This is a genomic window from Streptomyces sp. NPDC048018, assembly GCF_043202995.1.
In the GTDB taxonomy this organism is placed as follows: domain Bacteria; phylum Actinomycetota; class Actinomycetes; order Streptomycetales; family Streptomycetaceae; genus Streptomyces.
The window spans coordinates 21,754-47,911 of the sequence record NZ_JBIDBK010000012.1 but is presented as its reverse complement, the minus strand read 5'-3'; the positions used below and the strand labels follow the sequence as shown (position 1 = coordinate 47,911).

Genomic DNA, 26,158 nt, shown 5'->3' with positions numbered 1-26,158 from the left:
AACCGCCCGGCGTCGCACGCGAAGAGTCCAGGGAGTCCCCCGTGCCGCGCATGCTCGACGTCAGCGAGGACGTACGCGCCGAGATCGGCGACGAAGAAGCCGACCGGCTGCTGGCCGGGGAGAACGCCCCGGGCAGCTACGACTGCACCTCCTGCCGCACGCCGGGCGACTCCGAGCAGGAGCGGACCAGCACGGTGCTGTTCGTCGGCGAGGAGACCGCGGTTCTCGCGTTCGCCCACGCCACCTGCATCCCGTCCCAGGTCGTCCGGGTCGCCGAGGAGCAGCTGCAGGGCGCCGTCGCCTCGATCACGGCGGCGGACGCGGCCGACTCCCTGTCCGCCGCCCACCCCGAGCAGGCGGTGCTGGGGGTCACCAGCGGTCTGGTCCTGATCCAGGGCGAGCTGCACCCGGCGCTCGTCGTGGAGCCGACCGCGCCGGTCGCCCGTCCCGGCTCGGACGGACTGACGGACGAGTTCCTGCAGCTCCTGGTCGAGCAGGGCTTCCAGCCGGTCGCCGACGTCAACCAGAAGCCGGCCCCGCTGCCCGGCTGGTCGGTGCTGGTGGCCATGGGCCAGCTGCACTCGGTGCTCCAGCCCGCTGCGGGCGGCGCCGGCCAGGCGGCCTGGTGGCAGGCGCACCAGCCGCTCCAGGTCACGGAGGGGTGGCGGGCGGCGGCCAACAAGTCGCACACGGTCCTGGTCTTCGCCGCGCCGGTCGGCTCCATCGGCCAGCAGCCCCGCGAGGACCTGCTCCGCGACGCTCTGGAGAAGGCCGCGGTCAACGGGCGCCTGGTGGCCGCCGCGATGCCGCTCGCCGGCACGTGACGGACTCCGCGCGGACCGGCTTAGGGCCGGGACGCGTCCCGGGGCCGCCGACCGTCCCGCGGCCGCGGCGCGCTCCTCTTTCCGAGGCGCGCCCGCATCCCGCGGACGGCGGGGTCGTTGGCACCTACGTGCACGCATACGACCCCTTCCGCCAGCCGTATCCGAGTCCCGCCCCGATCCCGGCGATACGTCCGGCGCAGGACCTGTCGGGGGGACTCTCCGCGACGCCGATCTACGACGCCCTGTACTCCGAGTACCGGCGGTCGTTCCGCACGCTGCCGGGTGACCGCAGCGGCGAGGAGGAGCTGGGCTTCCGGTCCTTCGGCGCGGCGGTGACGGGCGGGCGGCGTCCGCAGTCGGGCACGGGGACGGGCACGGGATCCGGATGGGTGTCGGCGTACGCGCTGCCGCCGGGGTCCGGCGGCGGTCTGTAGGAAACGGCCGAGGGCCGGGGCGACGAAGCCCCGGCCCTCGGCCGTTGTCGTGTGAGCGCTGCCGCTACTTCTTCCGGCCGCGCTTCTCGCGCACGCGCACCGAGATGTGGATCGGGGTGCCCTCGAAGCCGAACTCCTCGCGGAGGCGGCGCTCGACGAAGCGGCGGTAGCCCGCCTCCAGGAAGCCGGAGGCGAAGAGCACGAACCGCGGCGGCTTGGTGCCCGCCTGCGTACCGAAGAGGATGCGGGGCTGCTTGCCGCCCCGGATCGGGTGCGGGTGGGCGGCGACAAGCTCGCCGAGGAAGGCGTTGAGCCGGCCGGTGGGGACGCGGGTCTCCCAGCCGGCGATCGCGGTCTCGATCGCGGGGACCAGCTTCTCCATGTGGCGGCCGGTCTTGGCGGAGACGTTGACGCGGGGCGCCCAGGAGACCTGCTGCATCTCGGTCTCGATCTCGCGCTCGAGGTAGTAGCGGCGCTCCTCGTCGAGCTCGTCCCACTTGTTGTAGGCGATGACGATCGCGCGGCCGGACTCGACGGCCATCGTGATGATGCGCTGGTCCTGGACCGAGATCCGGTCGGTGGTGTCGATCAGGATGACGGCGACCTCGGCCTTCTCGACGGCCGCGGCCGTGCGCAGGGAGGCGTAGTAGTCCGCGCCCTCCTGGAGGTGGACCTTCTTGCGGATGCCCGCGGTGTCCACGAACTTCCAGGTCTTGCCGCCGAGCTCGATCATCTCGTCGACCGGGTCGCGGGTGGTGCCGGCCAGCTCGTTGACGACCACGCGGTCCTCGCCGGCGACCTTGTTGAGCAGGGAGGACTTGCCGACGTTGGGGCGGCCGATCAGGGCGATGCGGCGCGGGCCGCCGATGGCGTTGCCGAACCGCTGCTCGGGGGCGTCGGGCAGGGCCTTGAGGACCTCGTCGAGGAGGTCGCCGGTGCCGCGGCCGTGCAGCGAGGAGACGGGGAACGGCTCGCCGAGACCGAGGGACCACAGCGTGGCCGCGTCGGCCTCGCCGGACTGGCCGTCGACCTTGTTGGCGGCGAGGACGACCGGCTTGCCCGCGCGGCGGAGCAGCCTGACGACGGCCTCGTCGGTGTCGGTGGCGCCGACGGTGGCGTCCACGACGAACAGGCAGGCGTCGGCGGCCTCGATGGCGTACTCGGCCTGGGCGGCGACGGAGGCGTCGATGCCGAGGACGTCCTGCTCCCAGCCGCCGGTGTCGACGACCTTGAAGCGGCGGCCCGCCCACTCGGCCTCGTAGGTGACGCGGTCGCGGGTGACGCCCGGGCGGTCCTCGACGACGGCCTCGCGGCGGCCGATGATGCGGTTCACCAGGGTCGACTTGCCGACGTTCGGGCGGCCGACGACGGCGAGGACGGGCAGCGGGCCGTGCCCGGCCTCCTCGATCGCGCCCTCGACGTCCTCGAGGTCGAAGCCCTCTTCCGCGGCGAGCTCCATGAACTCCGCGTACTCGGCGTCGCCAAGTGCCCCGTGGTCGTGCTGGTCGTTCATGAAGTCCGTTCCTCGATCATTCGTGGTCGGTGGGTCCCCGTCGCCGGGGCCCACTACTGAGAGTGTCACTCAGCGCCCGGTGAGGCGCCTGGCGTTTTTCAGGTGGTCGGTGAGCCGCCCCTGGATGCGGACGGTGGCCTCGTCCAGTGCCTTGCGGGTGCGCCGGCCGCTGCCGTCACCGGCCTCGAAGGCGTCGCCGAAGACGACGTCGACGTGGCTGCGGAACCGGGGCAGTGCCTTGAACAACCGGCCGGGCCGGCCGGATCCTTCCCGCCCGTCCTCGTCGGTGGTCCCCAGCACCGCGACCGGGACGATCGGGGCGCCGCTGCGGACGGCGAAGTAGGCGAGGCCGGCGCGGAGGGAGGCGAAGTCCCCCTCGCCCCGGGTGCCCTCGGGGAAGATCCCGAGGACGCCGCCGTGCTCCAGGACCGCGAGGGCATTGCCTATCGCGGTGCGGTCGGCGGAGTGCCGGTCCACCTTGACCTGCCCGATGCCTTCCAGGAAGGCGCCCAGCGGCCCGACGAACGCTTCCTTCTTGATGAGGAAGTGGACGGGCCGCGGAGCGGTGCCCATGAGCATGGGGCCGTCGATGTTGTGGGCGTGGTTGACGGCGAGGATGACGGGGCCGGAGGCCGGCACCCGCCAGGCGCCGAGGACGCGCGGCCTCCAGAGGCCGTACATCAGCCCGATGCCGATGCCACGGCCGACGGCGGCTCCCCGCGCGGAGGGCTGGGTCACTTGGCGGCCGTCCGCTTCTCCTCCACCAGGGTGACGACGCACTCGATGACCTGGTCGAGCGTGAGCTCGGTGGTGTCGACCTCGACGGCGTCGTCGGCCTTGGCGAGGGGGGAGGTCTTACGGCTGGAATCGGCCGCGTCCCGCTTGATCAGGGCCTGCCGGGTGGCGTGGACGTCGGCGCCCTTGAGCTCTCCGGAGCGGCGCGCGGCACGGGCCTCCGGGGAGGCGGTCAGGAAGATCTTGAGGTCGGCGTCGGGCAGGACGGTGGTGCCGATGTCCCGGCCCTCGACGACGATGCCCGGCTCGGCGCCCTTGGCGATGGAGCGCTGCAGCTCCGTGACGAGGGCGCGCACCTCGGGGACGGCGCTGACGGCGCTGACCCGGGAGGTGACCTCCTCGGTACGGATCGGGCCGGCGGCGTCGACCCCGTCGACGGTGATGGTGGGCCGGAGCGGGTCGGTGCCGGACACGATGACGGGCTTGGCGGCGGCGTTGGCGACCGCGTCGGCGTCCTGGACGTCGACGCCGTTGCTGATCATCCACCAGGTGATGGCCCGGTACTGGGCCCCGGTGTCCAGGTAGCTCAGCCCCAGCTTGGCGGCAACCGCCTTCGAGGTGCTCGACTTGCCCGTGCCGGAGGGGCCGTCGATGGCGACGATCACGGTTTCCACGGTGGGGAACGCCTTCCTGGGGGAGCGGGAGGCCCCGGCGACGTGCGGGGACCCCCACAAGGTTACCGAGTCCCCCGCACCCGTTCGGCCCAGCGCCCCTCGTCCCGGCCCCGCCCTCCGCCCGACGCGCACCCGCAACGGCACCGGACGCGGGCCGGCGGGGCTCGCGCCGGCCGTGCGCCGGGTGCTGGGCGACCGGGCCGGCCGGGCCCTCGCGGCCTGCGACCCGCACGACCGGTTCCGCGACCCGCACGACCGGTTCCGCGCCCCGTGAGCCCGGGGCGCGGCCCCGTCAGGTCTGTCGCAGGGCCCAGCCGCGGTCCCGCAGGGACTCGGCGAGGACCGGGGCGGCGGTCGGCTCGACCATGAGCTGGACGAGGCCCGCCTGCTGCCCCGTCGCGTGCTCGATGCGGACGTCCTCGATGTTGACGCCCGCGCGGCCCGCGTCGGCGAAGATGCGGGCGAGCTCGCCCGGCTGGTCGCTGATGAGGACGGCGACGGTCTCGTACGTCGCGGGGGCGGCGCCGTGCTTGCCGGGGACGCGGGCCCGGCCGGCGTTGCCGCGGCGCAGGACGTCCTCGACGCCGGACGCGCCGGTCCGGCGCTCGGCGTCGTCCTCCGACTCCAGCGAGCGCAGCGCCCGCACCGTCTCGTCCAGGTCCGCCGCGACGCCCGCGAGGACGTCGGCGACGGGCCCCGGGTTGGCCGAGAGGATCTCGACCCACATGCGCGGGTCGGAGGCGGCGATCCGGGTGACGTCGCGGATGCCCTGTCCACAGAGCCGCACGGCCGTCTCGTCGGCCTGCTCCAGCCGCGCGGCGACCATGGACGAGACGAGCTGCGGGGTGTGCGAGACGAGCGCGACGGCACGGTCGTGGGCGTCGGCGTCCATGACGACGGGGACGGCCCGGCAGAGCGCGACCAGTTCCAGGGCCAGGTTGAGGACCTCGGTGTCGGTGTCGCGGGTGGGCGTCAGGACCCAGGGGCGGCCCTCGAAGAGGTCGGCGGTGGCGGCCAGCGGGCCGGAGCGCTCCTTGCCGGACATCGGGTGGGTGCCGATGTAGGCGGTGAGGTCCAGGCCGAGGTCGAGCAGTTCCCGCTTGGGGCCGCCCTTGACGCTGGCCACGTCCAGGTAGCCGCGGCCGATTCCGGCCCGGATCGCCTCGGCGAGGGTGCCGGCGACGTGGGCGGGCGGGACCGCGACGATCACGAGGTCCACCGGTCCCTCCGGCGCCTCGTCCGTGCCGGCGCCGAGGGCGGCGGCCGTACGGGCCCGGGAGGGGTCGTGGTCGCGCAGGTGCACGGCGATCCCGCGCCCGGCGAGGGCGAGCGCCGCCGAGGTGCCGATCAGGCCGGTTCCGATGACGAGCGCGGTTCTCACTGGGCGATGTCCTTGCGCAGGGCGGCCGCGGCACCGAGGTAGACGTGCGCGATCCGGGACTTGGGCAGATCCGTCTCGACGTGCGCGAGGAGCCGTACGACCCTCGGCATCGCGCCCGCCACGTCGAGCTCCTGGGCACAGATCAGCGGGACGTCCACGATCCCGATGCGGCGGGCCGCCGCGGCGGGGAAGTCGCTGTGGAGGTCGGGCGTGGCCGTGAACCAGATGCTGATGAGGTCGTCCGCGCTCAGCCCGTTGCGTTCCAGGACGGCGGCGAGCAGCTCCTCGACCTGCTCGTGCATGTGGCCGGCCTCGTCCCGCTCCAGCTGGACGGCGCCTCGGACCGCTCGTACCGCCACCTCGTCACTCCTTCGTCGCCTGCGTCGGTGCTCCGTCGGCCAGCCTAGTCAGCCGTGCGGAGGCCCCGTCGCGGCGCCCGCCCTCCGAGACGCGCCGGCGGCCCGGGTCAGAGGTTCTGCTGCCGGACGAGGTCCTCCAGCGACTCGTTCCGGGGCAGCGAACCCGCCGGGCTCAGCCGGTCCACGACCTGCGGCAGGGACCGGGCGATCTCGTGGGCCGCCTGGTCCGGGCTCATGCCGGACTCGGCGGCGACCGTCCGCAGTGTGTCGGCGGGGAGGGCCTCGGCGATCTGGGCGCCGCTCACCGGCTGGTTGGCGCCGCTGCCGACCCAGGACCGCGTCTGGTCGGCGAGGCCGGACCCGGTGAGCAGGTCGAGGAGGCCGCCGAGCGGGTTCGTGCCGTTGCCGCCGCTCCCGCCGGCCGTCAGCGCGCCGAGCAGGGATCCGAGGACGTGGCCGGCGCCACCGGCGCCGCTCCCCTGCTGCCCGCCGCCGAGGAGGCCACCCAGGAGAGCGCCGAGATCGTTTCCCGCCATGGTGTTCCCTTCCCTCCGGTACGGACACGGTCAATGTCACCCGGGCCGGCCCCTTGCGCCACTCGGAGTGGCCGCCGCGCACGGGGTACAACTGTCGGCATGCTGATGCACGTCGTACCGCTGGACGAATGGTCCGCCGACCCCGGGCTCCCCTACGCCCCGCCCTCCCTCGCCGCCGAGGGCTTCGTCCACTGTTCCCCGGACGAGCCGGCGGCCCTCGCCATCGCGGACGGGCACTACCGGGACGTGCCGGGCCCACTGCTGGTCCTGGTGATCGACGAGACCCGGCTGTCCGGCGAGGTCCGCTGGGAGGGCTCGGAGGATCTGCTGTTCCCGCACGTGTACGGGCCGGTCGAGCGGGCCGCGGTCACCGCGGTCCTGGAGGTGCGGCGGGACGGGGACGGCCGTGCGAGGGAGCTCGTCCCCTGGGCGTAGGCGTGTTGCGGCGCGGGGCGCGGGAGGCTGGCCAAGCTGGGCGGCATGACTGCTGACGCCCTGCCCCGCCTGTCACGCCGTGCGACGCTCGTCGCCGGCACGGTCCTCGTCACCGGCTGCGGTGACGACGGATCGGGCTCGACGGCGGAGACCCCGCCCGCCGCGTCGTCCGCGCCCTCCTCCCCCGGCGCCTCGCCCGCCTCCCCCCGAGCCTCCTCCGGCGGCACGGCGCTGGCGCGGACCTCCGAGATCCCGGTCGGCGGAGGCACGGTCTTCAAGGACGCCAAGGTGGTGGTCACCCAGCCCACGGAGGGCGACTTCAAGGCCTTCTCGGCGGTCTGCACCCACCAGGGGTGTCTGGTGAACAAGGTGGCGGACGGCACGATCGACTGTCCCTGCCACGGGTCCCGGTACCGGATCACGGACGGTTCGGTGGTGGCGGGTCCGGCGCCCCGCCCGCTGCCGGCCGAGCAGATCGACGTCTCGTCGGGAACGATCATCCTGGCCTAGCCTGTCGCGCATGACTCCTGAGCACCTGGTGCGCGACCACACGATCTACTCCTGTGTCATGGGGTCGCGCGCTTTCGGTCTGGCGACCGAGGGCAGCGACACCGACCGCAGGGGCGTCTATCTCGCCCCCACGCCGCTGTTCTGGCGCTTCGACAAGCCGCCGGCCCATGTGGAGGGCCCGGCGGAGGAACAGTTCAGCTGGGAGCTGGAGCGCTTCTGCGAGCTCGCCCTGCGCAACAACCCGAACGTCCTGGAGTGCCTGCACTCCCCCGTGGTCGAGCACGCCGACGCCCTCGGCCGCGAACTGCTGTCCCTGCGCGGGGCGTTCCTCTCCCGCCAGGCCCACAGCACGTTCGTTCGCTACGCGGCCGGCCAGCGCCGCAAGCTGGACGCGGACGTCCGCCTGTACGGGGCGCCGCGCTGGAAGCACGCCATGCACCTGCTGCGCCTGCTGACCAGCTGCCGCGACCTGCTGCGCAGCGGCGAGCTGCGCATCGACGTCGGCGACGAGCGGGACCGGCTGCTCGCGGTCAAGCGCGGCGAGGTGTCCTGGCCGGACGTCGAGTCCTGGATGAACCGCCTCCAGGACGAGGCCGACCAGGCCCGCACCACCACCCCCCTCCCCGACGCCCCGGACCACGCCCGCGTCGAGGACTTCCTCGTCCGTGCCCGGCGCGCCTCAGTCCTGCGGCTGCTGGAGTCGGACCCGGACGACGAGATCGTGCAGCGCGTCGAGGACACCGGGCTCGTCCGGTAGTCCGGACCCGGCCTGCGCCGCGTCCAGGACGCCGTGCAGGCGCTCCACCTCCTCGCGTACGGCCTCCGGCGGCACCTGCGCGGCCCCGTGCTCGGCGGCCTCCTTGGCCGCGACGAGCCCGGGCAGCCGGGCCGGCGCCTCGGGCACCTCGGCCGCCAGCGTGGGCAGATGGGCCTGGAGCTCGCCGGACCGCATGAGATGGATCCCGGTCAGGAGGGCCCGGTAGGTGTAGAGCAGCGGCTTGAGCTCGCCGTTCCGCTCGTACAGGCGCCACTGGGTGCCGGCGAACCCGCGGTAGTGGTGGGCGTGGTGCGAGGTGAGCACGCCCGGGACGAGCGCGCGCAGTTCGGCGTGCGCGGGGGTGGTGTGGGCGACCAGCGGCGAGGTCAGCTGTTCCAGGACGTAGCCGTTGCGCCGGAGCATGAGCCGGACGAACTTCCGCAGGTCGTGCGTCACCAGGTCCATCTCGACCCCGTCCCGGTCCCACATCCGGGTCCGGGTCTCCTCGGGCTCGCGCAGCCCGACGAGCGCCTCCACGGGCAGCAGGTGCACGCCCCGGAGGTCGACGTCCGAGTCACGGGACGGGAAGCCGTAGAGGTGGGCGCCGGAGACGGTCGCGAAGAGGAGCGGGTCGGGCTCCTCGGCGACGACGGCCGAGAGGTCGACCGGGGGCAGGCCGGCCGGATCGGTGGCCTCGGACAGGTGCGGCACGGGTCACGCGTCCCAGAGCGCGCCGAAGGCGAGCAGCTCGTCGCGGTGCTCGACGGGGGCGGTCCACTCCGCCGGCCAGGCGTCCGCGCCCAGATGAGCGCCGGCGAACGCGCCGGCGAGGGCGGCGATGGAGTCGGAGTCTCCGCGGGTGCAGGCGGCGCGCCGGAGGGCCGTCAGGGGCTCGTCGGGGAAGAGCAGGAAGCTGAGCAGGGCGGTGGCCAGGGCCTCCTCGGCGATCCATCCGTCGCCCGTGTACTCGCAGGGGTCGCGCTCCGGGTCAGCGGTGCGCTGGACGGCGTCCAGGCGCTCCAGGATCGCCAGGCACTCGTCCCAGCCGCGCCGGATGAAGTGCACGGCGTCGGGGTCCTGGGAGCGGGTCCACAGGTCGCCGAGCCAGCGCTCCTCGTAGCGGGAGCGGTGGTCGAGGGCGTACGACCGGAGCCGGCCGACCAGGCCGGTGGGGTCCGCCCCCTCGGCGAGCAGGTGCACGGCGCGGGCCGTCAGGTCGGAGGCCGCGAGGGCGGTGGGGTGACCGTGCGTCAGGGCGGCCTGGAGCTGGGCGGCTCCGGACCGCTGCTCGTCGGTGAGGCCGGGCACGAGACCGATGGGGGCGACGCGCATGTTGGCGCCGCAGCCCTTGGAATGGATCTGGCTGGCGTCCTGCCAGAGGCGGTCGGTCGTCAGCAGCTGACAGGCGACCAGGCAGGTGCGGCCGGGGGCGCGGTTGTTCTCCGGGGACCGGTACCAGTCGATGTACTCCTCGCGCAGCGGGCGCGCCAGACGCTGCGGCGCGAGGACGCCCCGTTCCGTGGCGGTGCGGATGCCCCGGGCGAAGGCGAGGGTCATCTGGGTGTCGTCGGTGACGTACGCCGTGCCCTGGGTGACCGGCAGCTCCATGGCGCGCCACGGCCCGAACCTGCCCAGGATCTGCGGCACGTCGTGGAACTCGGTGGGAAAGCCCAGCGCGTCGCCCAGCGCCAGGCCCGTCAGGGCGCCCGTCGCGGCCTTCTTCGTCCCCCGTGCGGTCATTCCGTCCGTCCTTCCGGTCGCAGCAGCGGCGGGTGCAGGGCGGTCGCCCCGCCCGCCCGGTAGAGGGCGGCCGGCTTCCCGCGGCCGCCGGTGCGGCGCGGCGGTGCCTCGACCGGCCGGACGAAGCCGGGGGTGGCGAGGACCTTGCGCCGGAAGTTGGGGCGGTCGAGTGCGACGCCCCAGACCGTCTCGTAGACCTGCCGCAGCTCGCCGAGGGTGAACTCGGACGGACAGAAGGCGGTGGCGAGACAGGTGTACTCGAGCTTGGCGCCGACGCGTTCGCGGGCGTCGGCGAGGATGCGGTCGTGGTCGAAGGCCAGGCCGCGGACGTCCTCGTACGGCAGCCAGCGGGCCTGGGCGGCGTCGCCGCCGCCGCGCGGCTCGGGCAGGTCGGGGACGAGCGCGGTGAAGGCGACGGACACGACCCGCATCCGGGGATCGCGGTCCGGGTCGCTGTAGGTGCGCAGCTGTTCCAGATGGAGCCGGGCCTCGGTGGTGCCGGACAGGCCGGTCTCCTCGGCGAGTTCACGGCGCGCGGCCTGTTCGGCGGACTCGTCGGGCAGGACGAAGCCGCCGGGCAGGGCCCAGGCTCCCGCGTAGGGCTCCTGCCCGCGTTCGACGAGCAGCACGTGCAGGCTTCCCTCGCGGACGGTGAGGACGGCGAGGTCGGCCGTGAGGGCGAAGGGCTCGAAGGCGTACTTGTCGTACCCCGCGCGGCCCGGCTGTGCGGTGGTCATCTGTTTTCCGGGAGGGGGTCGGTGAACGGCCGGCCCTCGGCGAGCAGGGCGTCCACGGCGGCGACGGCCGTCGCGAGGCGCTCCTCGTGGGGGCCGGTGAGGACGACGGTCCGGCGGCCGGTGTGGGCGAGCTGGGTGAGGAAGCGCGCGGTCATCCAGGGCCGCAGGTGCTCGCCGTCGCGCAGTCCGTCGTCCTCGAAGGGGACGCCCCGGTGGTCGGTGAGCAGCCACAGGTCCTGCCGGCCGCGCGCGGCGATCTCGCCGGTGCCGGGGCTGGTGGTGCCCATGTAGCGCTCGTGCCAGATGGTGGTGGCGAAGGCGTCGGTGTCGCAGAAGAGGACCGGCGAGCCGTCGCGGGCGGCCTCCTCCTCCAGCTCCGACTGGCGCAGGGCGATGACGGGGAAGTCGGCGGAGTGGAAGCGCACGTCGGACCAGGAGGCGCCGGGCCGCTCGGCGCGGAGCTCGGCGAGCTTGAGTTCGCTGTACTCCCGCCCGTACTCGGGGACGGAGCGGGTGCGGGTCCAGACCCCGCCGCGGCTCCGGTAGTGCTCGGCGAGGGCGAGCGTCATGGTGGTCGTCCCCGTGGACTCCGCGCCGAGGACGACGACCCGCCGGGTGAGCGCGGCCCGCACGGGGGCCTCCAGGTACTCCCAGCAGGCGACGGGGTCGGCGCGGACGGCCGTTCCGGAGACGGGGTGCCGGAGCCGCTCGGGGTCGACGCAGACGGACGCGGCGCCGAAGCGGCGGCCGAGCTCCTCGCCGTACGGCTCCGAGGTGAAGACGGCGTCGACGGGCTCGGGCACGGCGGCCCGGAAGATCTTCATGTGGGCGTCCCACACATCGGGGTCGTGCAGGTCGACCGGGATGTCGTCGACGGCTCCGACGACGAGCGTGTCGGGGTGGATCTCGCGCATCCAGGCCACGCGGTCCTCGAGCGGGACGGACTCCACGGACGAGGCGCAGACCAGCACCGTGAGGCGCTCGCAGCGCTCGCGCGCGGTGCGCACGAGGTGGTGGTGGCCGGCGTGCGGCGGATAGAACTTGCCGAGGACCAGGCCGTGCCCGTAGCGGCTCATGCGCTCGCCTCCCGGACGCGGAGGGACCCGGCCAGGTCACGGCGCCAGTCGCGCAGCCCGATGGCGCAGAGCGTCATGAAGCCGACGTAGAGCAGCGAGGTCAGGTAGAGCTCCTTGTACGCGTACAGGGGCACGTAGATCACGTCGGCGGCGATCCAGAGCCACCAGGACTCCAGGCGCTTGCGGCACTGGCCGTAGGTGGCCATCAGGGAGAGGGCGGTGGTCAGGGCGTCCCAGAAGGGGACGGTCGAGTCCGTGGCCCGGTCGAGGAGCAGGGTGAGGGCGAGGGTCCCCACCGCCCCCGCCGCCAGCAGCCAGGTCCACTCGGTGCGGCTCGTGCGCCGTACCGGGAGGGTGCGGGAGCCTGGTCCACCCCCGTGGGTCCAGGTCCACCAGCCGTAGGCGGCGAGGGCGATGAAGACGAACTGGAGGCCGGCATCGGCGTAGAGCCCGCTCTGGGTGAAGAGCAGGACGAAGAAGAGGTTGTTGGCGATGCCGATGGGCCAGTTCGCGACGTGCTGGCGGGCGACGAGCCAGACGCAGAGCGCGCCGCTGCCGAAGCCCAGGACCTCGGTCCAGCTCACCGGGGTGTCGAGCAGGGTGAAGAGCGGCCGCTGCAGTGGTTCCAGGACGTTCGCGAGACTCATCCCGCCTCCTTGAATCCTTAAGAGTCAGCCTGACTATAAATGGCGGCGGGACTCGACCACAAGTACGAAAAAGGCCCGTGGCCGCCGGTCATGGCGGTCACGGGCCTTCAGGGCCGGAAAGGGCTGCCGGGAAGGGCTGCCGGGAAGGGCTGCCAGGAGGTGCTGCCGGTAGGGGCTGCGGAAACGGCTGCCGGTGCGGGCCGCCGGTGTGCGGCCGGCCGGTCGGCACGACCGGAACGCGGCCACCGGGGCCCGGGCCTGGGCCGGGCCAACCCGGCCTGGGCCGGGCCCCGGCCGGGTCGGCCCGGGCCTGGGCTGCGGCTGGGGTTACAGGCCGACTTCCTTCATCAGCATGCCGACCTCGGTGTTGCTCAGGCGGCGCAGCCAGCCCGACTTCTGGTCGCCCAGGGTGATCGGACCGAAGGCGGTGCGGACCAGCTTCTCCACCGGGAAGCCCGCCTCGGCGAGCATGCGGCGCACGATGTGCTTGCGGCCCTCGTGGAGCACGACCTCGACGAGGTAGTTCTTGCCGGTCTGCTCGACGACCCGGAAGTGGTCGGCGCGCGCGTAGCCGTCCTCCAGCTGGATGCCGTCCTTGAGCCGCTTGCCGACCTCACGGGGCAGCGGGCCGGTGACGGCGGCCAGGTAGGTCTTCTTCACCCCGTACTTGGGGTGCGTGAGACGGTGGGCCAGCTCGCCGTGGTTGGTGAGCAGGATGATGCCCTCGGTCTCCGTGTCGAGCCGGCCCACGTGGAAGAGCCGGGTCTCGCGGTTGGTGACGTAGTCGCCGAGGCACTGACGCCCGTCCGGGTCCTCCATGGTGGAGACGACACCGGCGGGCTTGTTCAGCGCGAAGAACTGGTACGACTGGGTCGCCACGGTCAGACCGTCGACCTTGATCTCGTCCTTCGGCTCCACGCGGAGGCCCTGCTCGACCACGATCTCGCCGTTGACCTCGACACGGGCCTGCTCGATCAGCTCCTCGCAGGCACGGCGCGAGCCGTAGCCGGCCCGGGCCAGCACCTTCTGCAGGCGCTCGCCCTCCTGCTCGGCGCCCGGGAAGGTCTTCGGGGTCTTGATCTCCGGCTTGTTCGCGTAGCGCTCGCGGTTGCGCTCCTCGGCGCGGGCGTCGTACTCGCGCGAGCGCGACGGAGCCGTGCGGCCGCCACCGCGCTTCGGGGACTGCTTGGGGCCGCCCTTGGCGCCGCCGCGGGCCGCGTCGCCGCGACCGCGCTTCGGGCCGTCGGACGGACGGCCGGCCAGGCCGTCGACGTCGTAGCTGCGCTCCTCCGGGCGGGGACGACGCGGACGGTCGGCGCCCTGGCCGCCCTGACCGCTCCGGGCACCCTGGCCGCCCTGACCGCCTCGGCCGCCCTGACCGCCCTGGCCGGGTCGGCCGCCCTGGCCGGCCCGGTCGTCGCGGCTGTTGCCCGCGCCCCTGTAGTTGCCGCGGCCGCCGCTCTTGGCACCACGGCTCCCGCCGTTGTTTCCGCTGTTCCTGCCGCTGCTGCTTCGCATCAAACTTCCGTTGTCTCGTCTGCGTGGTCTTCTGCGTCCGGATCGAACGACGGCACTCCTTCGAGGCTGTCCGGCTCGACCGCCTCGGCCTCGGGGAGGAAGGGGGCGAGCTCGGGGAGTTCGTCCAGGCCGCGCAGGCCCATCCGCTCCAGGAAGTAGTTCGTCGTCCTGTACAGGATCGCACCTGTTTCGGGTTCCGCGCCCGCCTCCTCCACCAGACCCCGCTGCAGGAGGGTGCGCATGACGCCGTCGCAGTTCACCCCGCGCACCGCGGAGACCCGCGAACGGCTCACCGGCTGGCGGTACGCGACCACCGCGAGCGTCTCCAGGGCCGCCTGGGTGAGACGGGCCTGCTGCCCGTCCAGGACGAAGGCCTCGACGGCCGGGGCGTAGGCGGCGCGGGTGTAGAACCGCCAGCCCCCGGCGACCAGGCGCAGCTCGAAACCGCGTCCCTGCGCCGTGTACTCGTCGGCGAGCTCGCGCAGGGCGTCGCCGACCTCGCGCGGGGTGCGGTCGAGCACCTTGGCGAGGTGGGCCTCGGTGGCGGGCTCGTCGACGACCATGAGGACGGCTTCGAGCGCGGGCTTGAGATCGCTCACGGGGCGGCCTCCTGGTCTTTCCGGCCGTCCCGGTCGTCGCTCCGGTCCGCCTGGTCCTGTGGGTCTGTCTGCGGGTCCTGCCGGTCTCGCCGGGCCGGCCGGCGCGGTGGGTCTCGCGGGTCCTCCGGGTCCTTCGGGTCCTCCTGGTCGAACTCGTCGGTCACGGCCCCGGAGAGGTCCGCCTCCCCGCCCGTCCAGGACACGGTGAGGTCGCCGAGGGCCGTCTCCTGGTCGAGCGTGACCGCCTTCTCGCGGTAGAGCTCCAGGAGGGCCAGGAAGCGGGCGACGACGGTGAGGGTGTCGTCCGTGCCCTCCACGAGGTCACGGAAGCTGAGCGTGCCCCGGGCGCGCAGCAGGGCCACCACGATCCCGGCCTGTTCGCGGACGCTCACGAGCGGGGCGTGGATGTGGTCGACGTACACCTGCGGCTTGGCCCGGGGCTGCATGGCCTTCACCGCGAGCCGGGCGAAGCCCTCGGCACCGATGGAGATGACGACCTCGGGCAGCAGCTCGGCGTGGTGCGGTTCGAGACCGACGGTGCGCGGGTAGCGCCGGCCCTCGGCCTCCCAGCGCTCGTTGAGGATGTCGGCGATCCGCTTGTACGCGCGGTACTGCAGCAGCCGTGCGAAGAGCAGGTCGCGCGCCTCCAGGAGCGCCAGGTCCGCCTCGTCCTCCACCTCGGCGGCCGGCAGCAGCCGGGCGGCCTTGAGGTCGAGCAGGGTCGCGGCGACCACCAGGAACTCGGTCGTCTGGTCCAGGTCCCAGTCGGGCCCCATCGCGCGGATGTGCGCCATGAACTCGTCGGTGACCTTCGAGAGCGCCACCTCGGTGACGTCCAGCTTGTGCTTGGCGATCAGCTGGAGCAGGAGGTCGAACGGCCCCTCGAAGTTCGCGAGCCGCACGGTGAACCGCCCGTCGCCCGGTTCGCCGGCGTCGCCCGGCTCGCCCGCGTCGCCCGGGGACCGGGCGACGGGCGCACCGCCTGCCGCGGCCGGAGGAGCGTCCCCCGGGCCGGTTGCCGTCGGAGCAGCCTCCTCCGGAGCGGCTACGCCCACAGGAGCCTCGGCCGGCAGGCCAGCCGCCTCAGACGCCTCGCCCGCACGGGTCTCGCCCACAGGAGCCTCGGCCGACAGGCCAGCCGCCTCAGACGCCTCGCCCGCAGGGGCGTGCTCCGCAAGGGCTCCTGACGCCGGAGCGTCCACAGCGGGCTCGGCCGCCGGGTGCTCTCGCAGGGCCCTCCCGGGGGCCTCCGCAAGGCCCTCAGAGGCCTCCGCAAGGCCCTCCGCGGGGCTCGGGGCCGGCCGGGTGGCCGGCGTGTCCCACGCCTCCGGCTCCGGCCGCGCCTCCGCCTCGGCGGCGGGCGCGGGTGGTGCCGGCGACGCGGACGGCGACGCCCCCGGGCCGCGCCCCAGGAGGCGGCGGCGTGGGCGGGACGTTTCGTCGGGGGGTGGAGGCATGGGGGTCCTGGTGGAGCGGGGGCGCGGCAGAGCCGCAGGCTACCCTCAGCGGCCGCGCAGGCGGCGCACGAGGATGCTCGCGTCGCCGCGGGACTCCAGGTCCGCCAGGACCACGGCGACCGCCTCGCGGACGATCCGGCCGCGGTCGACCGCGAGGCCGTGCTCGCCGCGCAGCACCAGGCGCGCGTGCTCCAGGTCCATCAGCTCCTCGGCGGAGACGTAGACCGTGATCTTCTCGTCGTGCCGTTCACGCCCGCTCGGGCGCCGGTTGGTGGTGCGGTTCCGCCGCCGTGCCTGGCCGGCCGGGGCGGGGGCCTTCGCGGGTGCCTCCGGCTCCGTCGCGCGGACCCGCGGCTCCGCCGCCTCCGCGTCCGCCGCGGCGTGCTCCGTGGAACCCGGGCCGTCCGCCCCCGTCCCCGCCGCTGCCGCCGAGTCGCTCTCGCCGGCCGGTGCCGGAACGGTCCGGCGCGGCGAGGACGCCTGGAGCGCCATCCCCCCGGTCGTACGGAACAGCTCGTCGGCGCCGGGAAGGCTCACTCGGCGTGACACCGGGCGAGCACCTCCCTGGCGAGCTGACGGTAGGCGGCGGCGCCCACGGAGTTGGACGCGTAGGTGGTGATGGGCTCGCCGGCGACCGTGGTCTCCGGGAAGCGGACCGTACGCCCGATGACCGTGTGGTAGACGTGCTCGTCGAAGGCCTCGACGACGCGCGCGAGCACCTCGCGCGAGTGCACCGTGCGCGAGTCGTACATCGTGGCGAGGATGCCGTCGAGCTCCAGGTCGGGGTTGAGCCGCTCCTGGACCTTCTCGATCGTCTCCGTGAGCAGCGCGACACCACGGAGCGCGAAGAACTCGCATTCCAGCGGCACGATGACCTTGTGAGCGGCCGTCAGGGCGTTCACGGTCAGCAGGCCGAGCGAGGGCTGACAGTCGATCACGATGTAGTCGTAGTCGTTCATCAGCGGCTTCAGGGCGCGCTGCAGCGTCGACTCGCGCGCGACCTCGGAGACCAGCTGGACCTCGGCCGCCGACAGGTCGATGTTGCTGGGGAGCAGGTCCATGTTGGGGACCGCGGTCTTGAGCAGCACCTCGTCCGCCGACATGCCCCGCTCCATGAGCAGGTTGTAGACGGTGAGGTCGAGCTCCATCGGGTTCACGCCGAGGCCGACCGAGAGGGCGCCCTGCGGGTCGAAGTCGACGAGCAGGACCCGTCGTCCGTACTCCGCGAGCGCGGCGCCCAGGTTGATGGTCGACGTGGTCTTGCCGACGCCACCCTTCTGGTTGCACATCGCGATGATCTTCGCGGGACCGTGGTCGGTCAGCGGGCCCGGGATCGGGAAGTACGGCAGGGGCCGTCCGGTGGGGCCGATCCGCTCGCGGCGCTGACGGGCAGCGTCGGGTGCGAGGGTGGCCGCGTACTCCGGGTCGGGCTCGTACTCGGCGTCGGGGTCGTAGAAGTGCCCCTCGGGCACCTCGTCAAAGGCGGCGAAGTGGGTGGACTCTCGGCCCATCTCGTTGCCGGCCGTGGCGTTCACGTGTAGGCCGTCCGTCATCTTCATCGTATGGGCTGGCGTCATGGTCTGGTGCGTCGCGAAGGTCCGCACCGCGACGGAGCCGATCGGGGCTCCTGGCTCCGCACCCCCGGGAGTAAATGTCGACTCATTCACAAGTCGTCTTACCTCCTTGGATGTGACCAGGAACATTTATCGATAGGTCAGCGTGGCACCATGCCGACGGTTGGCGACTCTATGGCGTGTCACCGCTCCGCAGCAACACAATCCGCCGGACCCGGCCCGATGTGTCGGCAACCGAACACCTCTCTGTCAAGGGTGCGCAGGCAGGGAACCGCACGTTTCGGGGCTGCGCGAAACGGTTAAAGAGTTACGTTCGAGGCGAGTTGAGCAGGCGTCGGAAGGTGGCCGGACACACATCGGGCCGGACCTTGCTCGACAAGGTCCGGCCCGGTGCGTGAGGTTGACGACGGGGGTTGACACCGCCGTCTGCGGGGGTCAGCCCAGGAGGGTGCTCAGCTCGAGGTGCTCGTAGCCGTGCGCCTCGGCGACCTCCTTGTAAACCACCTTGCCGTCATGGGTGTTGAGACCCTTGGCCAGCGCGGCGTCGCGGCGCAGCGCCTCGACCCAGCCGTTGTTCGCCAGCGACACGATGTAGGGCAGCGTGGCGTTGGTGAGGGCGTAGGTGGAGGTGTTCGGGACCGCGCCCGGCATGTTGGCGACGCAGTAGAAGACCGAGTTGTGGACCTGGAAGGTCGGCTCGGCGTGGGTGGTCGGGTGGGAGTCCTCGAAGCAGCCGCCCTGGTCGATCGCGATGTCGACAAGGACACTTCCGGGCTTCATCTTGGCGACGAGCTCGTTGGTGACCAGCTTCGGGGCCTTGGCGCCCGGGATGAGGACGGCACCGACGACGAGGTCGGCCTCGATGACGGCCTTCTCCAGCTCGAAGGCGTTGGAGACGATCGTCTTGACCTTCGTACCGAAGATCTTGTCGGCCTCGCGGAGCTTGTTGATGTCGCGGTCGAGCAGGGTCACGTGGAAGCCCAGGCCGATGGCGATCTGCACGGCGTTCCAGCCGGAGACGCCGCCGCCGATGACCACGCACTCGCCGGCGTGGGTGCCGGGGACGCCGCCGGGGAGCACGCCACGGCCGCCGGCCGAACGCATCAGGTGGTAGGCGCCGACCTGCGGGGCCAGACGGCCCGCAACCTCGGACATCGGGGCGAGCAGCGGGAGGGCGCGGTTCGCCGTCTCGACCGTCTCGTACGCGATGGCGGTGGTGCCGGAGGCCAGGAGGGCGTCGGTGCACTCCTTGGAAGCGGCGAGGTGCAGGTAGGTGAAGAGGGTCTGGTCCTTGCGGAGGCGGTGGTACTCCTCCGCGATGGGCTCCTTGACCTTGAGCAGCAGGTCGGCGGTGGCCCAGACCTCGTCGGCGGTGCCGAGGATCTCGGCACCGGCGGAGACGTACTCCTCGTCGGTGATCGAGGAACCGACACCGGCGTTCTGCTCGATGAAGACCTGGTGGCCGTTGCGGACGAGCTCGTGGACACCGGCAGGGGTGATGGCCACGCGGAACTCGTTGTTCTTGACCTCGCGGGGGATGCCGACCTTCATCGTCGATCACGGTCCTTGAATCAGGGGATAAACGGGGAGGAACTGCGGGTACTGCGGGGGTGCTGCGCATGCGGCCGGGCCGACGGGGAGGCCGACATAGCCACTCGTACCCGGATGCACTGCGGCACACCGGGGCAGACCGCGATTCAACGCGGCGCACCCAGTCTAATGAAGGAGTTCCCCCTGTCTAGCCTTTCAAAGTATTAATCTTCAGCAGGAGCACTGCGGATTTCGTAGGCTGAGGAGCCGGTTTCCAGCAGTCTCTCCGCGGCGGACCGGTGCAGCCGGGCGGCCGCCGGGTCGCCGAGCCGGTCGAGGGTGTCGGCCAGCCGGAGCTGCAGTGCCGCCTGGAGCCGTACGTCGCCCGCGCGACGCGCCCAGTCGATCGCCTCCTCGCAGGTCCGGAAGGCCTCCTCGGGGCGGCCGGCGTACTCCTGGACCCTGGCCGCCTCGCTCAACGCCCGCGCGTAGCCGGGGAGATCGGCCATCCGCCGGTAGCCCGCGGCGGCGGCGCGCCAGTTCCGCAGGGCCTCCCCGTAGCGCCCCGCGTAGGTGTGCACCGCGCCGATCCGGCCGTAGAGCCGTGCCTGGTCGGCCCGCTCGTCACGGGCGAGGCGCTGCGCGAGCGCCCGCCCGTACCAGTCGCCGGCCCGCTGCCAGTCCCCCAGCTCCTGATACGCCCCACCTACGGATTCCATCGCCCGACCGATCGCATACGGATCATTTGCTGCCCTTCCGGCGTCCAGAGCCGACCGATATCGCAGCAGTGCCTCCTGGGAGCGACCGGTCCGGGCGTCCAGGTCGGCCAGGTTCAGCAGAGCCGCGGCCCGCTCCCGGTGCAGCCCCCGCCGCTCGGCGACGTCCAGGACGAGCCGGTGCAGCCCGTAGAGGTCGGGGGCGGCCGTCTCGGCGCCCCGGTGCGCGGCGAGCGCCCGCACCAGGGCCGCGATCAGCCGCCGGGCCAGGGTGTCGAGCTCGCCGTCGGCGACGGCGAGCCGGGCCGCGGCGAGCAGCACGGGCCGGCGGCTGTCCAGCCAGGCGGCGGCGGTGGCCGTGTTCGGGAAGCGCAGGGCACGGGGCAGCCCGGCGAGCTTGCGGCGGGCCGGGGAGCCCTCGGGTTCGGTGACCGCGCGGCTGGACTGGAGGAGCCGTACGGTCCGCTCCAGCATCCGGGCCCGGGCGAGCTGCACCTCGGGCGTACGGTCCTGCTCCTCCAGCTCGGCCTTCAGCAGCGGCATGAGGTGCGCCGGCACCTCGTACTGTCCGTCCCCGCCGGGGACCTCGCGGACGAGGCCGAGCGCGGCGAAGTCGGCGAGGGTCGTCGCGGCGGCCGAGACCGAGCAGCCGGCCAGCGCGGACGCGGTGTGCGCGTCGGCCCGGCCGAGCGGCGCCAGGCACAGGTGGCGCAGTATCCGGGCGGCCGGCTGCGGCAGCGACGTGTGGACGAGGGCGAAGGCACGGGTGACCGGGTCGCCGGTGAGGCCGCGCAGCCGCTTGGTGAGGTCGGCGACCGATGCCTTGGGGCGGGCGGCGAGCCAGCCGCCGGCCAGCACGAGTGCGCCGGGCAGGCCGCCGCACTCCTCGGCCAGGCTCTCGGCGGCCTGGGGGTCGACCGTGACGCGGACGGAGCCGGTGAAGGAGGTGAGCAGTTCGATGGCCGACTTGGGGTCGAGGCCGCCGACGGTGCAGGGCCGGACGTCCGGGATTCCGGTCAGCGGCCCCCGGGCCACGCCGACGACCAGGGCGTCGGGGTTGTCCGGCAGCAGCGGCTCGACCTGCTCGGCGCCGACGGCGTCGTCGAGGAGGAGCAGCGCCCTGCGGTCCGCGAAGGCCTCCCGGACCAGGCCGGTCAGTTCCTCCTCGGCGGCGCCGGGCGGCTCGGCGACGCCGAGCGCGGCGAGCAGCTCCTGGGCGGCCCGGGCGGTGGGGACGGGCTCGCCGCCGGGCTCGGTGAGCCGGACCCGGAACACCCCGCCGGGGTACCGGTCGGCGAGCGAGGCGGCCAGTTCCTCGGCGAGCGCGGTCCGCCCGGAGCCGGGCTGGCCGGCGACGAGCAGCACGCGGGCGCGTGGCGCCTTGCGGCCGGTCAGGGTGTCGAGCCCGGTGCGTTCGATGTCCGCGCGGAGCGCCTTCAGCTCTCGCTGGCGGCCGAAGAACTGCGAGGCGCCGACCGCTGCCACCGCCTGATCCGTCACGGGCCACGCTCCCGTCCACCTGCGCACGACGATCCCGCGGGGGGCTCCGCGGGGCGATCACGAGCGTAGTTCAGCGGGACCCGCCGACCGGGCGGAGCGCGGCGGACAGATCCCCCGATCGGATCACTGGATTGTCTGACCGGCGCACTCCCCCGGTCGGCGCGCCCCTCCCCGCCGCGGGCGCCCTCCGTCGTCGCGACCGCCGCGGGGCGGGGTCACGCCTCGAAGGGGCGGGCCGGCCAGGGCGCGTCGGCCGGGCGCAGCGCGTCCAGGCCGTCGCCCGTACGGGCGGCCGTCAGCGAGAGCACCCCGACGACCAGGCAGTTGTTGTGCAGTTCGCCGGCGAGTACGCCCCGGACGAGGTCGGCCAGCGGCACCCGGGCCATCTCCATGTCGGCCTCCTCCTCGGAGACCTCGAACCGCTCGCCGTCCGCCTCGGACAGGTTGCGCGCCAGGAAGATCCGGACGGCCTCGTCGCAGCCGCCGGGGGTGGTGTAGACGTCGGCGAGCACCCGCCAGTCCTCCGCCTTGACGTGCGCCTCCTCGTACAGCTCGCGCTGGGCGGCGTGCAGCGGGTTCTCGCCGGGCACGTCGAGCAGGCCGGCCGGGATCTCCCACAGCTTCTGCCGCACCGGGTGCCGATACTGCTTGAGCAGCACGACCCGGTCCTGGTCGTCGAGGGCGACGACGGCGACCGAGCCGGGGTGGACCTGGTAGTCACGGCCGACGACGGAGCCGTCGGGCATCTCCACCTCGTCCGTGCGGACACTCGTCTTCTTGCCCGTGAAGGGGGTGGTGGTGGCGACGACCCGCCACTCCTCCGGGGTGTCCTGCACCTGCATGAGCTGTCCTCCCACGATGACCGCAAACGAAAGCCGGGGTACGCGCCCCCCGAAGGGAACCCGTACCCCGGCAACGTTAACGCGCGGCGATCACTCGGCCGTCCGGCCGGTCTTGCGCTCGACGGCCGCCTTCACCAGACCGGCGAAGAGCGGGTGGGGGCGGGTCGGGCGGGACTTGAGCTCCGGGTGCGCCTGGGTGGCGACGAGGTAGGGGTGGACCTCACGCGGGTACTCGACGAACTCGACGAGCTTGTTGTCCGGGGAGGTGCCGGAGAAGACCAGACCGGCCTTCTTCTCCAGCTCCGCGCGGTACGCGTTGTTCACCTCGTAGCGGTGACGGTGGCGCTCCTCGACGTACGGCTCGTCGGCGTAGGTCTCGCGGACGACCGAGCCCTCGGCGAGCTTCGCCGGGTAGAGGCCGAGGCGCATCGTTCCGCCCAGGTCGCCGGCGCCCTCGACGTAGGCGAGCTGCTCCTCCATCGTCGAGACGACGGGGTGCGCGGTGGCCGGGTCGAACTCGGTGGAGTTGGCCTCGGGGATGTCGGCCAGGTTCCGGGCCGCCTCGATCACGATGCACTGCAGGCCGAGGCAGATGCCGAGCAGCGGCACCTTGTTCTCGCGGGCGTACTGGATCGCGCCGACCTTGCCGGACACCCCGCGGTCGCCGAAGCCGCCGGGGATGAGGATCGCGTCGCAGTCGCCGAGCTGCTTCTCGGCGCCGGCCTGGGTCTTGCAGTCGTCGGAGGTGACCCACTTGACCTTGACCCGGGCCTTGTTGGCGAAGCCGCCGGCCCGCATGGCCTCGGTGACCGAAAGGTAGGCGTCGGGCAGGTCGATGTACTTGCCGACGAGCGCGACGGTGACCTCGTGCTCCGGGTTGTGGACCCGGTCCAGGAGGTCCTCCCAGACGGTCCAGTCCACGTCGCGGAAGGGCAGGTCGAGCTTGCGGACGACGTAGGCGTCCAGGCCCTCGGTGTGGAGCACCTTCGGGATGTCGTAGATCGACTTGGCGTCGATGGCGGCGACGACCGCGGCCTCGTCGACGTCGCACATCAGCGAGATCTTGCGCTTGATGGCGGTCGGGACCTCGCGGTCGGCGCGCAGCACGATCGCGTCCGGCTGGATGCCGATGTTGCGCAGGGCCGCGACCGAGTGCTGGGTCGGCTTGGTCTTCAGCTCGCCCGAGGGACCGATGTAGGGCAGCAGCGAGATGTGCACGACGAAGACGTTGTCGCGGCCCACCTCGTGGCGGACCTGACGGACGGTCTCCAGGAACGGCAGCGACTCGATGTCGCCGACCGTGCCGCCGACCTCGGTGATGACGACGTCGACGTCGTCCGTGGCCATGCGGCGGATGCGGGACTTGATCTCGTTGGTGATGTGCGGGATGACCTGCACGGTGTCACCGAGGTACTCACCGCGCCGCTCCTTGGCGATGACCTGCGAGTAGACCTGGCCGGTGGTGACGTTGGCCGAGCCGTCGAGGTCGACGTCGAGGAAGCGCTCGTAGTGGCCGATGTCCAGGTCGGTCTCGGCGCCGTCGTTGGTGACGAACACCTCGCCGTGCTGGAAGGGGTTCATCGTGCCGGGGTCGACGTTCAGGTACGGGTCGAGCTTCTGCATCGTGACCCGCAGGCCGCGGGCCTTGAGGAGCGCACCCAGGCTGGAGGCGGTCAGGCCCTTGCCGAGGGAGGAGGCGACACCCCCGGTGACGAAGATGTGCTTGGTCGTCGTGGTGTTGGGCGGCATCGCCAAGAGGGGGCTCCCGTGGTCGCGTTCTGGAGGTGCGTTCCGGCTTCCCCTCCGCAAGAATCGGGGGGTGCCGTCGCTGCGGTTGCGGGGTCCTCGGCTGTCGCCGTTTCCCACCGGTCCACGGGGTACCAGGGTATCAGCGACATCGGGAGACCGCTTCCGGCCACACGGGGCAGTCGGGTGCACACGGTCCGCGACACGCCGTGCCCGGAACGGGCGCCTCCGGCACCATGGGCGGGGTACGGCCGGGGCCAGGGCCGAGGTCAAGCCCTGTTCACCCGATCGGACCAGCAGCGTTACAAGATCGGCTCCACCGGTCCCCAGGGTCCGTCGTATCCTGCTCGGACACGCGCTGCCGAGCCGGACCGGCACGGCACCACCCCCGCCCGTCATCCGGTACCAAGAGGCTCGTCAACGATCCCTTGACCGCTGACCTGTAGAAGTCGCCCCACGGGGCGGACGTGGCCGTTCGATCTGGAGTGAAGCACGTGGCCGGGCGCATCGAGGATTACGCACTCATCGGAGACATGCAGACCGCCGCCCTGGTCTGCCGGGACGGCAGTGTCGACTGGCTCTGCCTGCCCCGCTTCGATTCGCACGCCGTCTTCGCCGGTCTCCTCGGCACCGAGGAGCACGGTTTCTGGCGGGTGGGCCCCGCGGGGCCCGAGGGGGCTCCCGCGCCCCCCGCCGACCGGAGGCGCTATCGCGGCGACTCGCTGATCCTGGAGTCCGAGTGGGACACCCCGCGCGGCACGGTCCGGGTGACCGACTTCATGCCCCCGCGGGACGGCGCGCCCCAGCTGATCCGGGTCGTGGAGGGCGTCAGCGGCCGGGTGCCGATGCGCTCCAGCCTGCGCATGCGCTTCAGCTACGGCCGGGTGGTGCCCTGGGTGCACAAGGTCGGCGAGCGCACGGTGGCCGTCGCCGGCCCCGACTCCGTGTGGCTGGACACCGACGCCGAGACCCACGGCAAGGACCTCACGACGTACTCCGAGTTCACCGTCACCCCCGGCGACACGATCACCTTCACGATCTCCTGGCAGCCCTCGCACAAGGAGCCGCCGCCGCTTCCGGACCCGGCGGGCTCGCTGGAGGCGACGGCCGAGTTCTGGCGCGAGTGGGTCGAGCACTGCACGTACCACGGCCCCTACCGGGAGGCGGTGGTCCGCTCGCTGATCACCCTCAAGGCGCTGACGTACGCGCCGACCGGCGGGATCGTCGCCGCGCCGACCACCTCCCTGCCGGAGGAAATCGGCGGCGTGCGGAACTGGGACTACCGCTACACCTGGCTGCGGGACGCGGCGATCACCCTCTCCTCGATGCTGCGCACCGGCTACCGGGAGGAGGCCCGCGCCTGGCGGGACTGGCTGCTGCGCGCGGTCGCCGGCGACCCGGAGAACCTGCAGATCATGTACGGCATCGCCGGCGAGCGCGAGCTCGGCGAGGCCGAGCTCGACTGGCTGCCCGGATACGAGAACTCCGGCCCCGTCCGGGTCGGCAACGGCGCCGCCGGCCAGCTCCAGCTGGACGTGTACGGCGAGGTCACCGAGGCCCTGCACCTGGCCCACATGACCGGCCTCTCCCGCAACGACTACGCCTCGCTGCTCCAGATCAAGCTGATCAACTACCTGGAGACGAACTGGGACCAGCCGGACGAGGGCATCTGGGAGGTGCGCGGCCCGCGGCGCCACTTCACCCACTCCAAGGTGATGGCCTGGGTGGCGGTGGACCGCACCATCAAGCTGATCGAGTCCGGCGACGCCGACGGCCCCCTGGAGCGCTGGCGCGAGCTGCGCGACGACATCCACCGGGACGTCTGCGAGAAGGGCTACGACAAGGAGCGCAACACCTTCACCCAGTCGTACGGCTCGCAGGAGCTGGACGCCTCGCTGCTGCTGATCCCGCAGATGGGCTTCCTGCCGCCGGACGACAAGCGGGTGATCGGCACGATCGAGGCGATCCAGCGGGAGCTGTCCACGGAGGACGGCTTCGTGCTGCGCTACCCGACCGCCGGCGAGGAGGCCGGCGTGGACGGCCTGGAGGGTGACGAGGGCGCGTTCCTGGCCTGCTCGTTCTGGCTCGCGGACGACCTGGCGATGATCGGCCGGGTCGACGAGGCCCGCAAGCTCTTCGAGAAGCTCCTGTCGCTCCGCAACGACCTCGGGCTGCTCGCCGAGGAGTGGGACCCCCGGCTGCAGCGGCAGGTGGGCAACTTCCCGCAGGCCTTCAGCCACGTGCCGCTGATCGACACGGCGCTGCGGCTGACCGCCTCCGGCGCGTACGGCGGCTGACCGGGCCGACAACACGCGGGG

Annotated in this window: 26 protein-coding genes; 6 read left to right on the top strand and 20 right to left on the bottom strand. The window is 72.9% G+C overall.

From position 1 onward, the window contains the following. Positions 1–41 precede the first annotated feature (41 nt). Together ACGF1Z_RS32225 and ACGF1Z_RS32220 are read left to right on the top strand one after the other, a co-directional pair. On the top strand, positions 42–824 hold the full coding sequence (locus tag ACGF1Z_RS32225) for a hypothetical protein (RefSeq protein ID WP_393009580.1): 783 nt from the start codon (positions 42–44) through the stop codon (positions 822–824). A 128-nt stretch (positions 825–952) separates the two neighbouring features. Then, on the top strand, positions 953–1,258 hold the full coding sequence (locus tag ACGF1Z_RS32220) for a hypothetical protein (protein ID WP_393009579.1): 306 nt from the start codon (positions 953–955) through the stop codon (positions 1,256–1,258). A 64-nt stretch (positions 1,259–1,322) separates the two neighbouring features. On the opposite strand, the gene der is transcribed toward ACGF1Z_RS32220, so the two are convergent. The 6 genes from der to ACGF1Z_RS32190 all read right to left on the bottom strand — a co-directional run bounded on the left by der (position 1,323) and on the right by ACGF1Z_RS32190 (position 6,456). Beyond that, positions 1,323–2,771, bottom strand: coding sequence for a ribosome biogenesis GTPase Der (der, locus tag ACGF1Z_RS32215; protein WP_393009578.1), 1,449 nt, complete (start codon positions 2,769–2,771; stop codon positions 1,323–1,325). A gap of 69 nt (positions 2,772–2,840) precedes the next feature. Beyond that, the gene (locus ACGF1Z_RS32210; protein WP_393009773.1) at positions 2,841–3,452 is read right to left on the bottom strand and encodes a lysophospholipid acyltransferase family protein; all 612 of its coding nucleotides are present in this window, start codon (positions 3,450–3,452) and stop codon (positions 2,841–2,843) included. Positions 3,453–3,505: 53 nt separating this feature from the next. Beyond that, positions 3,506–4,180 (bottom strand): (d)CMP kinase, encoded by a 675-nt coding sequence (cmk, locus tag ACGF1Z_RS32205; RefSeq protein ID WP_393009577.1) that lies wholly within the window; start codon positions 4,178–4,180, stop codon positions 3,506–3,508. A gap of 292 nt (positions 4,181–4,472) precedes the next feature. Further along, a complete protein-coding gene (locus tag ACGF1Z_RS32200; RefSeq protein WP_393009576.1) occupies positions 4,473–5,561 on the bottom strand; it encodes a prephenate dehydrogenase in 1,089 nt (362 codons plus the stop codon). Then, complete coding sequence (gene aroH, locus ACGF1Z_RS32195) at positions 5,558–5,920, bottom strand: chorismate mutase (protein WP_393009575.1); 363 nt, start codon at positions 5,918–5,920, stop codon at positions 5,558–5,560. Before aroH ends, ACGF1Z_RS32200 begins: the two co-directional genes overlap by 4 nt. A gap of 107 nt (positions 5,921–6,027) precedes the next feature. After that, on the bottom strand, positions 6,028–6,456 hold the full coding sequence (locus tag ACGF1Z_RS32190) for a YidB family protein (protein WP_393009574.1): 429 nt from the start codon (positions 6,454–6,456) through the stop codon (positions 6,028–6,030). A 99-nt stretch (positions 6,457–6,555) separates the two neighbouring features. Between ACGF1Z_RS32190 and ACGF1Z_RS32185 the strand changes: the two genes are divergently transcribed. Genes ACGF1Z_RS32185 through ACGF1Z_RS32175 form a run of 3 tightly spaced genes read left to right on the top strand, consistent with a single transcriptional unit; the run spans position 6,556 to position 8,158 of the window. Continuing rightward, positions 6,556–6,891 (top strand): DUF952 domain-containing protein, encoded by a 336-nt coding sequence (locus ACGF1Z_RS32185; RefSeq protein WP_393009573.1) that lies wholly within the window; start codon positions 6,556–6,558, stop codon positions 6,889–6,891. 45 nt (positions 6,892–6,936) lie between these two features. Next, positions 6,937–7,401, top strand: a complete 465-nt coding sequence (locus tag ACGF1Z_RS32180) for a Rieske (2Fe-2S) protein (RefSeq protein WP_393009572.1) — start codon at positions 6,937–6,939, stop codon at positions 7,399–7,401. 10 nt (positions 7,402–7,411) lie between these two features. Continuing rightward, positions 7,412–8,158, top strand: a complete 747-nt coding sequence (locus ACGF1Z_RS32175; protein WP_393009571.1) for a DNA polymerase beta superfamily protein — start codon at positions 7,412–7,414, stop codon at positions 8,156–8,158. Here the strand turns inward: ACGF1Z_RS32175 and ACGF1Z_RS32170 are convergent. From ACGF1Z_RS32170 to ACGF1Z_RS32105, 14 genes are all read right to left on the bottom strand, one after another. Further along, complete coding sequence (locus ACGF1Z_RS32170; RefSeq protein WP_393009771.1) at positions 8,081–8,860, bottom strand: DNA polymerase beta superfamily protein; 780 nt, start codon at positions 8,858–8,860, stop codon at positions 8,081–8,083. The two genes, ACGF1Z_RS32175 and ACGF1Z_RS32170, sit on opposite strands and share 78 nt — an antisense overlap. Before the next feature lie 12 nt (positions 8,861–8,872). Then, positions 8,873–9,898 carry an ADP-ribosylglycohydrolase family protein gene (locus ACGF1Z_RS32165; RefSeq protein WP_393009570.1) on the bottom strand — a complete coding sequence of 342 codons (1,026 nt, stop codon included), beginning with the start codon at positions 9,896–9,898 and terminating at the stop codon, positions 8,873–8,875. Next, on the bottom strand, positions 9,895–10,635 hold the full coding sequence (locus tag ACGF1Z_RS32160) for an NUDIX domain-containing protein (RefSeq protein WP_393009569.1): 741 nt from the start codon (positions 10,633–10,635) through the stop codon (positions 9,895–9,897). The genes ACGF1Z_RS32165 and ACGF1Z_RS32160 overlap by 4 nt, the downstream gene beginning before the upstream one ends. After that, positions 10,632–11,711: an AAA family ATPase gene (locus tag ACGF1Z_RS32155; protein WP_393009568.1), complete on the bottom strand. Its 1,080-nt coding sequence runs from the start codon at positions 11,709–11,711 to the stop codon at positions 10,632–10,634. The genes ACGF1Z_RS32160 and ACGF1Z_RS32155 overlap by 4 nt, the downstream gene beginning before the upstream one ends. Then, the gene (pnuC, locus tag ACGF1Z_RS32150; protein WP_393009567.1) at positions 11,708–12,358 is read right to left on the bottom strand and encodes a nicotinamide riboside transporter PnuC; all 651 of its coding nucleotides are present in this window, start codon (positions 12,356–12,358) and stop codon (positions 11,708–11,710) included. The genes ACGF1Z_RS32155 and pnuC overlap by 4 nt, the downstream gene beginning before the upstream one ends. 327 nt (positions 12,359–12,685) lie before the next feature. After that, positions 12,686–13,876 (bottom strand): pseudouridine synthase, encoded by a 1,191-nt coding sequence (locus ACGF1Z_RS32145; RefSeq protein WP_393009566.1) that lies wholly within the window; start codon positions 13,874–13,876, stop codon positions 12,686–12,688. Beyond that, positions 13,876–14,439, bottom strand: coding sequence for an SMC-Scp complex subunit ScpB (gene scpB / locus ACGF1Z_RS32140; protein WP_393009769.1), 564 nt, complete (start codon positions 14,437–14,439; stop codon positions 13,876–13,878). The genes ACGF1Z_RS32145 and scpB overlap by 1 nt, the downstream gene beginning before the upstream one ends. Positions 14,440–14,471: 32 nt before the next feature. Continuing rightward, positions 14,472–15,932, bottom strand: a complete 1,461-nt coding sequence (locus tag ACGF1Z_RS32135; protein WP_393009565.1) for a segregation/condensation protein A — start codon at positions 15,930–15,932, stop codon at positions 14,472–14,474. 45 nt (positions 15,933–15,977) lie between these two features. Continuing rightward, positions 15,978–16,481, bottom strand: coding sequence for a hypothetical protein (locus ACGF1Z_RS32130; protein WP_393009564.1), 504 nt, complete (start codon positions 16,479–16,481; stop codon positions 15,978–15,980). Continuing rightward, positions 16,466–17,509, bottom strand: a complete 1,044-nt coding sequence (locus ACGF1Z_RS32125) for a ParA family protein (protein ID WP_393009563.1) — start codon at positions 17,507–17,509, stop codon at positions 16,466–16,468. The genes ACGF1Z_RS32130 and ACGF1Z_RS32125 overlap by 16 nt, the downstream gene beginning before the upstream one ends. Before the next feature lie 432 nt (positions 17,510–17,941). Further along, positions 17,942–19,057, bottom strand: a complete 1,116-nt coding sequence (gene ald, locus ACGF1Z_RS32120) for an alanine dehydrogenase (protein WP_393009562.1) — start codon at positions 19,055–19,057, stop codon at positions 17,942–17,944. Positions 19,058–19,260: 203 nt separating this feature from the next. Beyond that, positions 19,261–21,252 carry a tetratricopeptide repeat protein gene (locus ACGF1Z_RS32115; RefSeq protein WP_393009561.1) on the bottom strand — a complete coding sequence of 664 codons (1,992 nt, stop codon included), beginning with the start codon at positions 21,250–21,252 and terminating at the stop codon, positions 19,261–19,263. Positions 21,253–21,467: 215 nt separating this feature from the next. After that, positions 21,468–22,094, bottom strand: a complete 627-nt coding sequence (locus tag ACGF1Z_RS32110; RefSeq protein ID WP_393009560.1) for an NUDIX domain-containing protein — start codon at positions 22,092–22,094, stop codon at positions 21,468–21,470. Between the two features lie 90 nt (positions 22,095–22,184). Then, positions 22,185–23,843, bottom strand: coding sequence for a CTP synthase (locus ACGF1Z_RS32105; protein WP_393009559.1), 1,659 nt, complete (start codon positions 23,841–23,843; stop codon positions 22,185–22,187). A gap of 491 nt (positions 23,844–24,334) precedes the next feature. Between ACGF1Z_RS32105 and ACGF1Z_RS32100 the strand changes: the two genes are divergently transcribed. Further along, positions 24,335–26,137: a glycoside hydrolase family 15 protein gene (locus tag ACGF1Z_RS32100; protein ID WP_393009558.1), complete on the top strand. Its 1,803-nt coding sequence runs from the start codon at positions 24,335–24,337 to the stop codon at positions 26,135–26,137. The last annotated feature ends 21 nt before the right edge of the window (positions 26,138–26,158 follow it).

Excerpts from the sequence above, each read along its gene's own strand:
- der (WP_393009578.1), bottom strand. The coding sequence starts at position 2,771 with ATGAACGACCAGCACGACCACGGGGCACTTGGCGACGCCGAGTACGCG.
- ACGF1Z_RS32210 (WP_393009773.1), bottom strand. The coding sequence starts at position 3,452 with ATGTACGGCCTCTGGAGGCCGCGCGTCCTCGGCGCCTGGCGGGTGCCG.
- ACGF1Z_RS32190 (WP_393009574.1), bottom strand. The coding sequence starts at position 6,456 with ATGGCGGGAAACGATCTCGGCGCTCTCCTGGGTGGCCTCCTCGGCGGC.
- ACGF1Z_RS32185 (WP_393009573.1), top strand. The coding sequence starts at position 6,556 with ATGCTGATGCACGTCGTACCGCTGGACGAATGGTCCGCCGACCCCGGG.
- ACGF1Z_RS32180 (WP_393009572.1), top strand. The coding sequence starts at position 6,937 with ATGACTGCTGACGCCCTGCCCCGCCTGTCACGCCGTGCGACGCTCGTC.
- ACGF1Z_RS32175 (WP_393009571.1), top strand. The coding sequence starts at position 7,412 with ATGACTCCTGAGCACCTGGTGCGCGACCACACGATCTACTCCTGTGTC.
- ACGF1Z_RS32165 (WP_393009570.1), bottom strand. The coding sequence starts at position 9,898 with ATGACCGCACGGGGGACGAAGAAGGCCGCGACGGGCGCCCTGACGGGC.
- ACGF1Z_RS32160 (WP_393009569.1), bottom strand. The coding sequence starts at position 10,635 with ATGACCACCGCACAGCCGGGCCGCGCGGGGTACGACAAGTACGCCTTC.
- ACGF1Z_RS32155 (WP_393009568.1), bottom strand. The coding sequence starts at position 11,711 with ATGAGCCGCTACGGGCACGGCCTGGTCCTCGGCAAGTTCTATCCGCCG.
- pnuC (WP_393009567.1), bottom strand. The coding sequence starts at position 12,358 with ATGAGTCTCGCGAACGTCCTGGAACCACTGCAGCGGCCGCTCTTCACC.
- ACGF1Z_RS32145 (WP_393009566.1), bottom strand. The coding sequence starts at position 13,876 with ATGCGAAGCAGCAGCGGCAGGAACAGCGGAAACAACGGCGGGAGCCGT.
- scpB (WP_393009769.1), bottom strand. The coding sequence starts at position 14,439 with ATGGTCGTCGACGAGCCCGCCACCGAGGCCCACCTCGCCAAGGTGCTC.
- ACGF1Z_RS32135 (WP_393009565.1), bottom strand. The coding sequence starts at position 15,932 with ATGCCTCCACCCCCCGACGAAACGTCCCGCCCACGCCGCCGCCTCCTG.
- ACGF1Z_RS32125 (WP_393009563.1), bottom strand. The coding sequence starts at position 17,509 with ATGACGCCAGCCCATACGATGAAGATGACGGACGGCCTACACGTGAAC.
- ald (WP_393009562.1), bottom strand. The coding sequence starts at position 19,057 with ATGAAGGTCGGCATCCCCCGCGAGGTCAAGAACAACGAGTTCCGCGTG.
- ACGF1Z_RS32110 (WP_393009560.1), bottom strand. The coding sequence starts at position 22,094 with ATGCAGGTGCAGGACACCCCGGAGGAGTGGCGGGTCGTCGCCACCACC.
- ACGF1Z_RS32105 (WP_393009559.1), bottom strand. The coding sequence starts at position 23,843 with ATGCCGCCCAACACCACGACGACCAAGCACATCTTCGTCACCGGGGGT.